Below are 13,621 nucleotides of genomic sequence, written 5' to 3'. Positions count from 1 at the left end.
TTTTATTGAACGATATGTAAGATGGAGACGATGACCGCGACCATCAAGATGCCCGGCAATAAGTTCGCGACACGAATCCGCGTGATGCCGACCAAGTTCAACCCGATCGCGACAATCATGACACCACCGGTCGCCGTCATCTCTAAAATAAAGTCATCCATGAGCGATTCCGGGATGAACTTCATGATTTGGATGGCGAGCAAGGCGATTGCCCCTTGATATAAGAGTACCGGCACTGCCGAAAACATGACCCCGATGCCGAGCGTCGAACTGAGCACGAGTGCCGTGAAGCCGTCGATCAATCCTTTCGTGTACAGCACGTCATGATCTCCGCGCAACCCGCTGTCGAGCGCGCCGATTACAGCCATCGCCCCGATGACGAAGATGAGCGTCGCCGTGATGAACCCTTCGGCGATACTCGACTTGCTCTTGCCGCCGAGACGGCGTTCCAATTGATAGCCGACCTCGTTCAATTTTTCATCAAGCTTCCACCATTCGCCGAGGGCGGCCCCGATGACGAGACTGCCGATGACGATTAAAAAGTTCTCGCTCTTCATCCCCATTTGCACGCCAAGTAAGACGACGGCGAGACCGATGGCTGCGGTGATCGTCTCTTTCATTCGTTCGGGGATGCGGTGAAACAAGAGTCCAAGTAATGTACCAATCACGATCAACGCCGCGTTGACGATTGTTCCAGTTAAGACCATCGTATAATTCCCCGTTTCTGTATGTATTGAGAGGAATATACCAACTGTTTATGTAGGCTGTCAATTGAAAGAAAAACAAAAAAAAGCCACTTCTCGCAAGAAGTGGCGTCGCGGAAACCCACGTTCCTATGGGTTTCGCATCGACTTCGGATAATTTTTTTTGCAATGGTATATTGCTTTTTACAGATACCTATAACTATATACACTATATATTTATAGAGTATGTTTTATATGTCGAAGAAAATTTAATTACATTTATCTGCAATAGCCTCAAATCTAATCTGAAATTTCCCGTTTTTCAAAAAAGTTTCAGTATTTACTATTTGCGCATGTTCTCTAATTGAGCCCATTTTGAATATTTTTGCTTGCTCATGTTGCTCATAAATAACGAATCTTATTTCTCTTTGGTACTTAAAAAAATCGTCTTTCCAAGTTACAATATCAGGAGATTTTTCTTCAAAGAGATTCATTCTTTTGGAATCAAGAATGGAGTAATCATGATACGTCACACTTTTTATTCTGCTATCAAGGTTTTGATTTTCAGCTTCTTCAATTACTAATTCACAAAAGTCCTGGGGTAGTACTACTGCAACTTCTCCGAAATTATCACATATCTTTTTTATATCCTCTTTATCGATGTCCAAGGAGAACTCTAACAACTCCTCCTTCTCTTTAGTAACTAAAAAGTCATTAGAATTGAAAATAGTAAAACAAAACACAGGTATTTTCTTCAGTCCAGAGTAGGTTTCTCTATGAATTCCCTTCTTAGCTGATCCTATTAATTTTTTTGTCTTACTATCAAATATCTGAATATTTTGTACCTCAACAACGAGAGAACCCTCATTTTTATCCCCTTGTCCACGAACTTTCGTGGTATTCTCCTGGACGATGTAGTGTTCTAACGTATTCATATATAATTCTCCATCAAGCAACATATCCACATGTTCTTTTTTCACGAATTTAACAAAAAATCGTAAGTTTTTAAGTTCTTCTATCTCACTTAATCTTTTCATCCGCTCCTCCTTATTAAAAAAATGTGTTTATTTTAATCTTAGTAATTACAAATTATCCATTTTTAACACAAGACTTTTTCACAATTACTTTTAACTTACTACTATTTTTAGAGATAACTTTCAACTCAATTTGCTTTGCATTTTTCTAAAATCCTTTTTTAGATTTTAATAATCAATAAGTACATGCAACGGAATTATTAATTAGCACATTTCTAAACACGGTGTATTATAAAACTCAATTTAAGTAAGATACCTTAATTTCTCCAATTCTCAATCCTTTAGGCGCTTTCATTAGAAATGTTGATTCCTCTGAAGTATTTGATGTAAAAAGCATTATCAAAATTATTCATTATTGCCTCTAGATGTTAAAAGAGACCAACATCTAGCAATATCATTATTACTTAAGGTTCGTTGATAAATTTGAAGAAGATGAATAAGAAGTCGATTTGTATTTAATCAAGGAACTAGACGTAACCAGCGTATATTTAAAAATATAAAAAAAAGCCACTTCTCGCAAGAAGTGGCGTCGCGGAAACCCACGTTCCTATGGGTTTCGCATCGGGTTTGGCACCCAAGTGATTCTGACTGGGCTCGAACCAGCGACCTCTACCCTGTCAAGGTAGCGCTCTCCCAGCTGAGCTACAGAATCAGGTCGTGTCCTCTCTTAAGGACACTATTAATATATCAAGAAACTAATGCCTTGGCAACTGTTTTTTTAAAACTTTTTTTAGTTTTTTTAGCGCGTCATTTCTTCACGTTTCATATGGCGGCACAACCGCTCTAAATCACCGGCATATACCGAGACGAGCATGCCTTCATATTCGGTGTCTCGATCCCAATGCAGTCCGTTTGCCTTCGCGACTCGTTGCGACGGGACGTTATCCGGATGAATCAAGGAGATGATTTCCTTTTCTCCGGTCTCAAACGCGTAACGCATGAGACGCGCCGCTGCCTCACGCCCGTAGCCCATATGCCAATGCTTCGGCGCCAACCAATATCCGACTTCAAGTTCAATCGTGCCGTCGAGTTCATGGAGCAACGTGCCGGCATGACCGATTGGCTCGTCATTTTCATGCGACATCAATTTGAGCAACCCGGTTTGACGACCCGTCTGATAGCGGGCCAACTGGCGCTCGAACCATTCGATCGTCTGTTCATCCGTATATGGCTTTCCATCCGGGCTAATGAAACGCATCACGCGCGGATCTTGGAGTAGCGATTTCACGAAATAAAAATCAGCAATCGTGTAAGGTTCGAGTCGTAGACGCTCGGATTGCAGTTTGATATGACTCATCGTCCTCGCCCCTTTCGTTCACAGTCTGAACTATTCAATTCCCGTTTTTATTTCGATTCAATCCTAATTAGGCGACAACTTTCAATCCGATGACGCTCCCGATAATGAGCAAAAGAAAAAAGATGCGCCACCGGTCTCGAGATTCGTTCAAATACAGCATACCGAGCACGACGCCGCCGGCCGCCCCAATCCCGACCCAAATCGAATACGCAAGCCCGAGCGGGAGCGTCTCGAGAGAGCGCGACAACAAATAAAAACTTAAGGCAAACGTTCCGACGGACAAGATCGACCATTTAACAATCTGATAGCCTTTCGATTTTCCCATCCAAAAGACCGCCATCATCTCGGCAAGACCCGCGCCAATCAAAAATACCCAACTCATGCCGATTCCCCTCCTGTCACTTGTTTCAGTCCAATCACACCGATGAGGAGCGTCGCGATAAAGACGAGCTTCATGCCGGTCAGTGCCTCGTCGAACAAGACCGCACCGACGATGACCGTTCCAACGGCCCCGATGCCGGTGAACACTGCGTAACCGGTCCCAGCCGGTAACGTCCGGAACGACATCGCCAACAGCCCAAAGCTCACAACTAATAAGAGAACGGTCACCACGCTCGGACCGAGCACCGTGAAGCCGTTCGACAGTTTCATCGTCGTGGCCCAGACGATTTCAAGCAGGCCGGCTAGAATGAGCCAAACCCAGGCCATTTGATCTTGTTTCACGTCCATCCGACTCCTTTCTTATAGATGGTGAATGCGGCCTGTTGCCGCTTGACGCGATTCGTCTTGAGCGTGAAGAGTGAGATGAGCGCGCCGTCGAGAAAACAATAGTAGGCATCGTAAACGTCCTCGAGCGACTGTTCGGGTAACGCCCCTTGCTCCATCGCCAATCGAAACTGTTCTTTCTCAAACGCTTGCAAGTCCGTCTCGACCGACCCGAGCGTCGTCTCGATGAACGATCGCAATTCAGGCGGCGGGACGAGCAACATCCGCTTCGTCAGCATCCATGTCTCCTCTTCTTCAAAGAAGCAAATCAACGTCTCGACGATGGCCTCGATCCGTTCGAGCGGTGCCGCGCCCTCAGTGGCGTCCCGCGCTTCTCGCCAGACGCGATCGTAACGATCTGCCATGTCCTCGACGACTTGTTTGAACAATTGCTCTTTTCCTTCGATATGGGCGTATAGCGACGCTTTCTTAATGCCAACATCCTCGGCGAGTGCCGCTAATGATAGTCCTTCATACCCTTCAAGCGCAAAGCGCCGCCGTGCCGCCAGCTCGATTCGTTGTTTCGTATTCATCCGTCATCGACCCCTTTCTTCATTATCACTTTACCTAACGAACGGTAGGTAGTCAAATGTCGCGATTGCATTTCTCGTCCACACCCGGCAAACTAAAACCAGTTGACTGCGAAAGGAGCGCTTTATATGCTCGACCAATTCAGCTTCACCTTACCGACCGAGGCCATACGTGGCCGGAAGCGGATTGTCCGTGTCTATCGTCCCGACTTCGTGTCGGCTGACGAACGAATCCCGGTCCTCTATATGCACGACGGTCAAAACGTGTTCGACGGCAAGACCGCCACGATCGGCGAAGGTTGGTCAATCGACCGCCACATCGAGGACTTGCAATTGCCGCTCATGGTCGTCGCCATCGCGAGTGCCCCGGACTGGCTCGACCGCTACGATGAGTATTCGTTTTATGAGGATGAGATGCTATATCGCCGAATCGGGCCGGAACTCGCCAAGACACGGCCCACGCTCGGCGGGAGAGGTCGGGCTTACGCCGACTGGCTCATGAAAGAGTTGAAGCCGTGGATTGATGAACGCTACGCGACCGACCCGGACGACGTCGGCGTGATGGGCAGCTCGATGGGCGGGGTCATCTCGCTCCATATGATGACGGCCTATCCGTCCATCCGGCGCGTCGGCTCGCTCTCGACAGCCGCTTGGGCCAATCTCGACTCCCTCATTCGGGATGTGAAGCAGGCCGATGTGACGGCGCGTCTCTATATGGACATCGGGACGAACGAGACGAGCGGACCGATCACGCCCGAGGATTACCTCTATACGAACGCGAAACTCGTCGAGACGGTCGCGCGAACAGGGATCGCCTTCCGCTATGAGGTCGAGCCCGGTGCCGTCCATAATGAAATCGCGTGGCGGCGTCGGCTACCGAACGCCCTCGCCTTCCTCTATGAATTGACATAAAAAAGAGACGAATTCCACGAAGGGATTCGTCTCTTGCTTGATTAGATGACCCAGTTGCCGTCACGCATGATGGCTTCGCGTGAACCGTCTTCGAGTTCGCCGTCGATGTTCATCTCGGCCGAGCCGATCATGAAGTCGACGTGTGTCATCGAGTCGTTCGCACCATTCTCGGCGAGCTCTTCGGCTGACATTTGTGGTCCGCCTTCGAGACATGTCGAGTAGGCGCGTCCGAGCGCCAAGTGACACGATGCGTTCTCGTCGAACAATGTGTTATAGAAAAGGAGACCCGAGTTCGAGATTGGTGAGTCGTCCGGCACAAGCGCAACTTCTCCGATGCGACGCGCCCCTTCATCGAGGTTCAACAACTCATCGAGTGCCTGTTGTCCTTGTTTCGCTTCCGCTTTCACGACTTTCCCGCCTTCGAACCAGAGCGTGAATCCATCGATCAAGTTGCCGCTATAGCTGAGCGGTTTCGTGCTCGAGACGTGTCCTTCGACCGAATCTTTATCGGCGAGCGTAAACACTTCTTCGGTCGGCATGTTGGCGATGAAATCGACACCGTCGATGTTCGGACCGCCGCCGCCAAGGAAGACGTGCTTCTTCGGCAAGCCGATCGTCAATTCCGTGCCCGGTGCTTTGTAATGGAGCTTCGTGTACTTCTTGTTCGTGAGTAACGTCGCGCGTTCACGGAGCGATGCGTCATGCGTATCCCACGCCGCGACGACATCCGGTTGGTCCATGCGCGTCGCTTCGAAAATCGCTTTCCAAAGGGCTGGTACGGCGTCTTCACGGTCTGGGAAGACTTTCTTCGCCCATGCTTCCGAAGCGCCAGCGACGATTGACCAGCTGACATTGTCGCTCATGACATATTTGCGCCATTTCGCGAGCGCCACGCCGGCAGCACGGTTCGAGTCCGCGATACGTGACGACTCGACGCCGTTCAGTGCGTCCGGGTCGTCGCTGACGATCGATAGGAACGCCGTCTTCTCTTCGGCCAATTGCTCAAAGCGTGCCTTGAGCCATTCCGGGTATTCTTTGAAGGCATCTGCTGGGGCGTTGAAGTAACGGACTTTCGTCGTCTCTTCGTCGCTCCAGTTCACATACACTTGTTTCGCGCCAGCCGTGTAAGCTGCTTTCACGATTTGACGGACGAGCGGTGCTTGGCTAATATCAGCTCGGACTTCAAGCTGTTGGCCCGGCTGAATGTTGACGCCTTTTTTGACGGCAAGCTCAGCGTAGCGGGCAAATTCTGCCTCAGTCGGCATGGTTACAGTAGACATATGTACAGTTCCTCCTTTTTCACTTATTTCTATTTTCTTAAATTTTCGGAAAAGTTGCAACCAAATCGCAAAAACGGGCATATTAGTAGATGAAGACAGAAGGAGGAATATACATGTCAGATTGGAAAACGACGTACACACACTTTTTAACAAGCGCGACCGAGGAATATACCAACAAAGAAAAATTGGGTGATCTCTTGGTCCAAGGTGAACTCGCTCTCGCTAAAGTGACAGTCGATGTCGCGTCAAGCGAGATTAGCAATATCGAACGGGAAGAAGAACTGACGCTCTACTTCCAAATGAAACAGTTGCTCAATATGTTGCGCGCCCTCTATAACGACCAGTTCGAGATGCAGGCGGACAAACAACACGCTCTTGTCGCTGCGATTCTATATTTCGTGTCCCCATTCGACGCGATTCCGGATGACGCTCCGCTCGGCTTATTCGATGACGCTCAAGTCATCGATTACGTTCATGAACAGCTCGCAAGTGATATCGACCGCTTCCATAATGAATTGTAATCATTCGACGCTTGAAATTCCGACATCGTCGGAGTACGCTTGAATGAGTTTATTTCAAAGGGGGCGTATGGCGCCTAGCCATTATCTATGTATGCAAAAACTAGAAAACGGATCGCCGTCGAGACGACCTTGTTCATCATCGCCGGAACGATTCTACAATCGATTTTTGTCGGTCTATTGCTCAAACCAAACGAAATCGGGTCCGGGGGTATCGTCGGAATCACGCTCATTATCAATGAACTGTTCGGCACGCCGATCGGGTTCAGCCAACTTCTATTAAATATCCCCCTTTTCATTATCGGGATTAAATATTTAGGCAAACGGTTCATTCTCATGACCGGACTCGTCGTCGTCTTATCATCCATTTTGATTGACACGTTGCCCGTACTCATCCCGCCGACACCGCTCGATGACCCACTCGTCGCCTCGGTGTTCAGTGGCATCGTCTCCGGACTCGGCCTCGCCCTGCTCTTGTTCGCAGGCGCTTCGACCGGCGGACTCGACATTCTCGGGAAAGTCATTTATACGAACAACCGGAACTTATCACTCCCAAAAATCTTTTTGACACAAGATATCATCGTCTATATCCTCGTGTTCATCACGTTCGATATTAAAGCCGTCATGTATGCGCTCGTGCTCAGCTTCGTCCGGTCGCGGACGTTGTTGACGATTCACCGGTTCTTCTCGGCGCAGAAGCAGTGTTTCATCATCTGTAAAAAAGCCGATGAAATCAACCTCGTCATCAAGCAGAACTTGAAACGCGGCGTCACGATTATGGACGCGACCGGCGGTTACTCGAACGACTCGAAGAAGATGTTGTATGTCGTCGTCCAGAATAACGAGATTCCAAAACTGCGTCAAATCGTCTCCGAGATTGATTCAGAAGCGTTCATCACCGTCTCTGAAATCGATTCGGTCGTCGGTAACTTCAAAGAACATTCGTATACACTTTAATCGACAGCAACTTGCTGTCGATTTTTTTATGTAACAAACGCATGAACAATCCGATAATAATGGTGAGCCTCTTAGACATATACAGAAGGAGGTGCATGAGTTGACCAACCACTCGTTGCGCCAAACAGTCCCCGCTTTGCTCGTCGGGACCTTTTTTCTCGGACTTTTATTGATTCTGTTCACCCCTTACGCTTTAAGGGAGACGAGTTTGTTCGTCTATTTCACGGCGGTCACTCTCATCGCGACCATCTTTAGCGCGACGGCCGTGTTTCAAAATCAAGGAATGCGACGCTACATACATTTACTGATTAGCGCCGGCAATGTCTGCTTCATCGCCTATTTGGTCGGACACCATTTTGGTGCATCGACAGCAATCAACCACATGCCGTTCATTCAGAACTTTTTTTATTTGATTATGTCGCTGATTGTCATCACGCAATCGATTGAAATTCGGACATTGAAACTGCGAACGTTCGACATTTTCGCCTTGTTCAGCTTCCTCTTGATTGGGGCGTTGCATCTGTTCGTTTATTCGAACGACGGAGCACGTTATGCGGCTCATTTGAACGGTTTTGAAGAACAGATGGTGTTGATTAGTCTCTACATGATGCTCGGCTTCCTGTACTTGAATCGCATCACCTCGGTCGGCCAAACGTTCCGTGTGCTCTTGTTGATCGGCATTCTCGGCTTCACGACTGCCTCGATTTTGAACCAATTGCTCATCTTTAACGGCATCGGTCATGAGTTGGTGCACCTGCTTCAAGTGAGTAGCATTTTCATCATTTCCATCAGCTACGTGTTTGATGAATCGAGAGAAGATGCCCTCGTCTATGACTCCGTGTTCGACTACGTCGTCTATAGCGCAATCGTCATGCTGTTCATGCTCGCCTCGGACCGTTTGCTCGGCACGTCTGTACTCGACTCGATGACGGCGAACGCAGTCTTGTTGCTGCTCATCCGTCAGTTCGTCGTCGCCAAACAAAATGCATTGATCAGTCACCGTTTACATACCGTCAATACTGACCTCGAAGTCGCGGTGACAACAAAGGCGCATGAACTTGAGGTCCGTGAACAACAGTATCGCTCGCTATTCGCCTATCATGCCGAACCGATTTTCTTGTTCGACCTCCATGGCGAAGTGTTGTCTGTGAACGAGGCCGGCAGCTCGGTGCTTGGTCATGATACGGAAACGTTAATCGGCTCCAACATTTTAGACATTATCGAACAAAAAGACCGGTCCGCCTATGCGACCGTGTTGCACGATTTAACGAACGGTCGCCCCCGGACGCTCGACGTCGATGTCGTCACCGAAGACGGGGCGAAACGGGTGTGGCAGTTGATGAACATTCCGATGATTATCGACGGCGAAGTCGAAGGCATCTATGCAATCGTCAAGGACATCACTCAAATGATCGTCCAACAAGAACAGATTTATTATCAAGCGAACCATGACAGTCTGACCGGGCTTCATAACCGCTACGCCCTGCAAGAACAGATTGAACGGCTGATCGCGGAAGGACGTCCGTTCTCGCTCATGTTCTCCGACCTCGACGGTTTTAAAGAAATTAACGACCAATTCGGCCATCATATGGGTGACGAGTTGTTGCAACATATCGGTAAACGTTTGCGGGGCGCCCTGTTGCCGAACGAGTGTGCGGGCCGGCTCGGTGGTGACGAATTCATCGTTGTCGCCGAGCATGACGACGATGAGATGCTCGTCGAACGGTTACGACGCTCCGTCTATCGTCCGCCGTACTTCATGGGCGGGACGCTCGTCGAGATTCACGCGTCCATCGGTATCGTCCGCTATCCTGAACACGGCTCGACGCTCAAGCATTTGCTGTCGAACGCCGACCTTGCTATGTATAAGGCGAAGGACAAAGGACGCAACGAGACCGTTTTGTTCGCTCCTGAATTGCGGGCCCACAAAGAAGAGCGCAAACTGTTGATGGAAGGGCTTGATACCGCCCTCGAGAAAGGCGAGATCTCGCTTTATCTTCAGCCTCAAGTTGACGCTTCGACGAAAGCCATCATCGGGGCCGAGGCGCTCATGCGTTGGCAACGAGACGGCGTCTTCATCCCGCCAAGCCAGTTCATCCCGATTGCCGAAGAGACGGGGCATATCCATGATCTCGGCCGCTGGATGATTCATGAGACGTTCCAATTGATGTACGCTTTCGAGCAAGGCGATATCGATTTACCAAAACTATCGGTCAACCTATCCGTTCGCCAACTGTTCGATGAGCACTTAATCGAATATTTGACGACGTTATTCGAACGGTTCCCGATTGAACCTGGCCGACTTAACTTCGAGTTGACCGAGACGGTCGCGGCCCATCACTCCGACCGCGTGTTGACACGGATTCTCGAGTTGAAGGCGCTTGGCATCAAACTGTCGATCGACGATTTTGGTACCGGCTACAGCTCGCTCGCCTACCTCGTCCGCTATCCAATCGATGAGCTGAAAATCCCGCGCGAGTTCACGATGCAACTCGAAGAGAACCGGGAGTATCAGACCGTCACCGCGACCATCGTCGCGATGGCCCGGCAACTCGGGATGGCGCTCGTCGCTGAAGGTGTCGAGACCGAGTATCAAGAGAATTTCTTACGGAAAATCGGCTGTGATTCGATGCAAGGCTATCGCTATGCGAAACCGATGCCACTCGATGAGTTTGTTATTTACTATATGAAGCAGACGATGTAACGAACATGCCCCGAACCGGTATCCGGTTCGGGGCATTTGCTTATTTCATCTCATAGATTTTCACTTCGCCCGGCTTCAAATCGACCCACAGGTCCCAATTCTCATCGAACGAATGCTCGGCGTACGGCCATGACGTCGGTGAGTACACCATCTCGGCGAAACGGCTCGCGTTCCAGTTACGGCGTCGCACCCCGTCGAGCGGGACTTTCCCTTGCAGCGGTTGGTACATATCCGTATTGGCCACGACGAGAAGCGTCTCGTTCGTATCCGGACGCAACCAAGCGAGGCCGATGAACGGCGCATCCATATGTGCCATGGCGAGCGGTTCGAAATGACTCGGGTTGACGAGGACGTCCAACCAACGACGACGCACCTCGGCCACTTGATGCATCAGTTCGATCATCTCGTCTCGCTCTGGATGATCCCAATGGAACTGGTACGCATCGAAGAAAGCAAGCTTTCCAAAGTACGGATCGGTCGGGAACAGTTGATACGCTTCTTCCGGTCGGCAGTCGAGCCCGGTGTTCATCGGCTGTGTCTCATACAGTTCGAGTCCAGAGTTCGTCATCGGGACGCCGTTCGGTACGAAGCCGTTCAAGACGGTGAGCAAGCGACTCGCCTGCCGTCCCCCATCTCGTGTCGCGATACGGCGCGTGTCTGCCGTTTCTCCGGCCGCAAACACCGGTAACGGTAAGAAGCGCGAGTCATATACGAACTGGTGCGTCTCATGTGTATCAAAACGTGGCTCTTTATAGAACCCGTACCCGATAATCATGTTATAGCCCGCTTCTTTCGCCGCCCACGCACCGATTTCAATTAATTCTTCAGCGATGAAGCTGAAGTTGGCGTCGAGTTCACGCGGTTGCTGTAGAATCCGTTGCGCTAAATCGACCGGCAAGGCGTGCCCCATGTCGATGCGAGCTCCATCAATCCCATATTCACGCTGATAGTGCGGAATGATGTCGGCGAGCATCGCCCAGAGCGGCTCGTTGATTTGATTGCCTCGGAATTGATTCGATTTGATCGAGTCGAACAAGATATAAGGTGCCAAGTTCGCTTCGCTCACGTAAGGCGTTGCCGCTGTCGGGTGGTCCAAGAACAGACGAAAATACGTCACATCCGACCATGGCGGCTGCGGATCATTGATGCAATCGGAGAAGGCTGGAGCGGTCGTCAAGCCGAACTCGCGCTCGATGACGGCAAGCAAGTTCTCTTCTGGATGCTCGAGCAAGTACGCTCTCACCGTCTCCCACTTGTCCGCATCGACGAGATTCGGCGCCATCGAGAAGCGACGTAAGTGCGCCCAGACATCTTCTGACCCATAAATCATAGGCAAGAAAGCGTGCTCTGGTTTCACGTTCTCTCCAATCCCTGGTACGTGCGGCGGATGATAGTAATCGAGTTCGGTCACCGGAATCCAATAAAACCATTCCGGATTTTCGAGAATGAGTCGGTTGTCACGGGCACATGTACGCGGGATGACATCGATGACGACACGAATCCCCACCATGTGACATGCTTCGACGAACGCCGCGAACTCTTCTTCGACCGTCAAGCCGTCTCCGGTCAACGTCTCTTTCAGTTCCTCATCGATTCCGAAAAAATCTTGCACGGCATAAGGAGAACCAAATTCGCCTTTTTTGTTTTTATGACTGTGTTGCGAGATTGGCAATAAGAACAACGTGTCGATTCCCATGTAAAGGAGATGCGGAATCAACGCGAGCGTTTTGACGAACGTCCCCGTGTCTTTCATGCCGATCGAGTTCTCCATTTCGACATAGCCTGATCCATCATGATCCCATGATGTCGACGTCCGGACTTGCATCGAGTAGACCGATGCCCGCTTGATCCAATCGCCGCCAGTTTGCAAATATCCGTCCGCTTGGGCGACCGATTGATGGTAACCCCGTCCGTCGACCGCATGGGGAAGAATCGCTTTTTCAATCGTATCGATCAAGAAATCATATGGATTGACCCGTTCGACCCCATCACGTACAGGCTCTGAAGCGAATTGCAGCCGGTTCCATAACGTCGGAATCTCATAATGGACATTCGTTCGTTTTTCTTTCAAGACTTGGTGCAACTTGATTAACGATGAGTTCTCTGGCATGTGTATTCTCCTTATGAATAAAATCGTTCCTCTATCATTGTAAACGATATCAAGAAACGCATTACTATATATTTATACCTTTAATATTTATACCTTTACCCGATTTTTTCCTTTTCCAAAAAAATATTTTGCGGTGAAATCAGGAAGTATTGTACGATGTTTACAGAAGGAGGGATGACCATGTCCCAACGAAAATGGCTGACCGTACTCATTTCGTTATCCGTCTTATCCATACTCGTTCTCGCTAGTTTCGCCTCCCAACTTCGCGACACGACAAGGCAAATCGAATCGATTCACGGTCAACGTCTCGACTCGTATGACGCTATCGAGGATATCATGTATTTCAACATCGAACGAGCCAACGCCATCCGTGGTCTTCTCGCCTATGAAGACCGGCGCTTTTTAGAATCGTATTACAGTATGTCCCAGCAAGCAGAAGAATTGAAAACGTCCATTGCGAATGATCCCGGCACTCCGAGCTCACTCATCGATTTGCTCCATCGCGACGGGATTTGGGAGCAAGGGGCCGATCAAGTGCTCGTCCTCTATGAAAGGGGCGACATCGAAGCCGCGACTGACCTCGCTGAAACGATGACTGATCAACGTCAAACGATTCTCGAAGATTTACGAGCCTTAAAAAAGATGCAGTATGACGACATCCGCAAACAATTGATTGCGACCGAGAATCAAATCGATGTGCTGATGCAAGCGCTCACGTCCATCGCCATCCTCCTCAGCGCTGTGATTATCGTCATTTTATTTTTGATTTTCAAAACACGCAAAAAGAACCGACCTCAATGAGTCGGTTCCCAGCCTCGAGCATGCTCGAGG

Annotated in this window: 13 protein-coding genes and 1 tRNA gene; 5 read left to right on the top strand and 9 right to left on the bottom strand. The window is 49.5% G+C overall.

Going from position 1 to position 13,621, the window contains the following annotated elements; genetic code table 11:
- Positions 1-2: 2 nt before the first annotated feature.
- From KNP80_RS06425 to KNP80_RS06395, 7 genes are all read right to left on the bottom strand, one after another.
- On the bottom strand, positions 3-707 hold the full coding sequence (locus KNP80_RS06425; protein ID WP_214834280.1) for a DUF554 domain-containing protein: 705 nt from the start codon (positions 705-707) through the stop codon (positions 3-5).
- 245 nt (positions 708-952) lie between these two features.
- Positions 953-1,720, bottom strand: a complete 768-nt coding sequence (locus tag KNP80_RS06420) for a hypothetical protein (RefSeq protein ID WP_214834277.1) — start codon at positions 1,718-1,720, stop codon at positions 953-955.
- A gap of 576 nt (positions 1,721-2,296) precedes the next feature.
- Positions 2,297-2,369: transfer RNA gene (locus KNP80_RS06415), tRNA-Val, on the bottom strand.
- An 87-nt stretch (positions 2,370-2,456) separates the two neighbouring features.
- Complete coding sequence (locus KNP80_RS06410) at positions 2,457-3,014, bottom strand: GNAT family N-acetyltransferase (protein ID WP_214834274.1); 558 nt, start codon at positions 3,012-3,014, stop codon at positions 2,457-2,459.
- Positions 3,015-3,081: 67 nt separating this feature from the next.
- Positions 3,082-3,396 (bottom strand): DMT family transporter, encoded by a 315-nt coding sequence (locus KNP80_RS06405; RefSeq protein WP_021065258.1) that lies wholly within the window; start codon positions 3,394-3,396, stop codon positions 3,082-3,084.
- Entirely contained in the window at positions 3,393-3,722 is a 330-nt protein-coding gene (locus tag KNP80_RS06400) for a DMT family transporter (protein WP_029596077.1), read from the bottom strand. Before KNP80_RS06400 ends, KNP80_RS06405 begins: the two co-directional genes overlap by 4 nt.
- 11 nt (positions 3,723-3,733) lie before the next feature.
- On the bottom strand, positions 3,734-4,312 hold the full coding sequence (locus KNP80_RS06395) for a TetR/AcrR family transcriptional regulator (RefSeq protein WP_214834271.1): 579 nt from the start codon (positions 4,310-4,312) through the stop codon (positions 3,734-3,736).
- Positions 4,313-4,438: 126 nt separating this feature from the next.
- On the opposite strand from KNP80_RS06395, the gene KNP80_RS06390 reads away from it, so the two are divergent.
- Entirely contained in the window at positions 4,439-5,221 is a 783-nt protein-coding gene (locus KNP80_RS06390; protein ID WP_214834268.1) for an alpha/beta hydrolase, read from the top strand.
- A 41-nt stretch (positions 5,222-5,262) separates the two neighbouring features.
- Here KNP80_RS06390 and KNP80_RS06385 read toward each other — a convergent pair whose 3' ends face one another.
- On the bottom strand, positions 5,263-6,501 hold the full coding sequence (locus tag KNP80_RS06385) for an aminopeptidase (protein WP_207391696.1): 1,239 nt from the start codon (positions 6,499-6,501) through the stop codon (positions 5,263-5,265).
- A gap of 113 nt (positions 6,502-6,614) precedes the next feature.
- On the opposite strand from KNP80_RS06385, the gene KNP80_RS06380 reads away from it, so the two are divergent.
- The 3 genes from KNP80_RS06380 (at position 6,615) to KNP80_RS06370 (ending at position 10,680) form a co-directional block, all read left to right on the top strand.
- A complete protein-coding gene (locus KNP80_RS06380) occupies positions 6,615-7,022 on the top strand; it encodes a YkvA family protein (RefSeq protein WP_214719826.1) in 408 nt (135 codons plus the stop codon).
- An 87-nt stretch (positions 7,023-7,109) separates the two neighbouring features.
- Positions 7,110-7,976 (top strand): YitT family protein, encoded by an 867-nt coding sequence (locus tag KNP80_RS06375; protein ID WP_214833200.1) that lies wholly within the window; start codon positions 7,110-7,112, stop codon positions 7,974-7,976.
- 100 nt (positions 7,977-8,076) lie between these two features.
- Positions 8,077-10,680 carry a putative bifunctional diguanylate cyclase/phosphodiesterase gene (locus tag KNP80_RS06370; protein ID WP_251132345.1) on the top strand — a complete coding sequence of 868 codons (2,604 nt, stop codon included), beginning with the start codon at positions 8,077-8,079 and terminating at the stop codon, positions 10,678-10,680.
- A gap of 40 nt (positions 10,681-10,720) precedes the next feature.
- Here the strand turns inward: KNP80_RS06370 and KNP80_RS06365 are convergent, their stop codons facing one another.
- Complete coding sequence (locus tag KNP80_RS06365) at positions 10,721-12,790, bottom strand: alpha-amylase family protein (protein ID WP_251132344.1); 2,070 nt, start codon at positions 12,788-12,790, stop codon at positions 10,721-10,723.
- 180 nt (positions 12,791-12,970) lie between these two features.
- On the opposite strand from KNP80_RS06365, the gene KNP80_RS06360 reads away from it, so the two are divergent.
- Entirely contained in the window at positions 12,971-13,591 is a 621-nt protein-coding gene (locus tag KNP80_RS06360) for a hypothetical protein (RefSeq protein ID WP_251132343.1), read from the top strand.
- The last annotated feature ends 30 nt before the right edge of the window (positions 13,592-13,621 follow it).

Source organism: Exiguobacterium sp. E4787, assembly GCF_018618375.1.
GTDB classification, from domain to species: domain Bacteria; phylum Bacillota; class Bacilli; order Exiguobacteriales; family Exiguobacteriaceae; genus Exiguobacterium; species Exiguobacterium chiriqhucha.
This window is presented reverse-complemented; position numbering and strand designations above follow the sequence as displayed.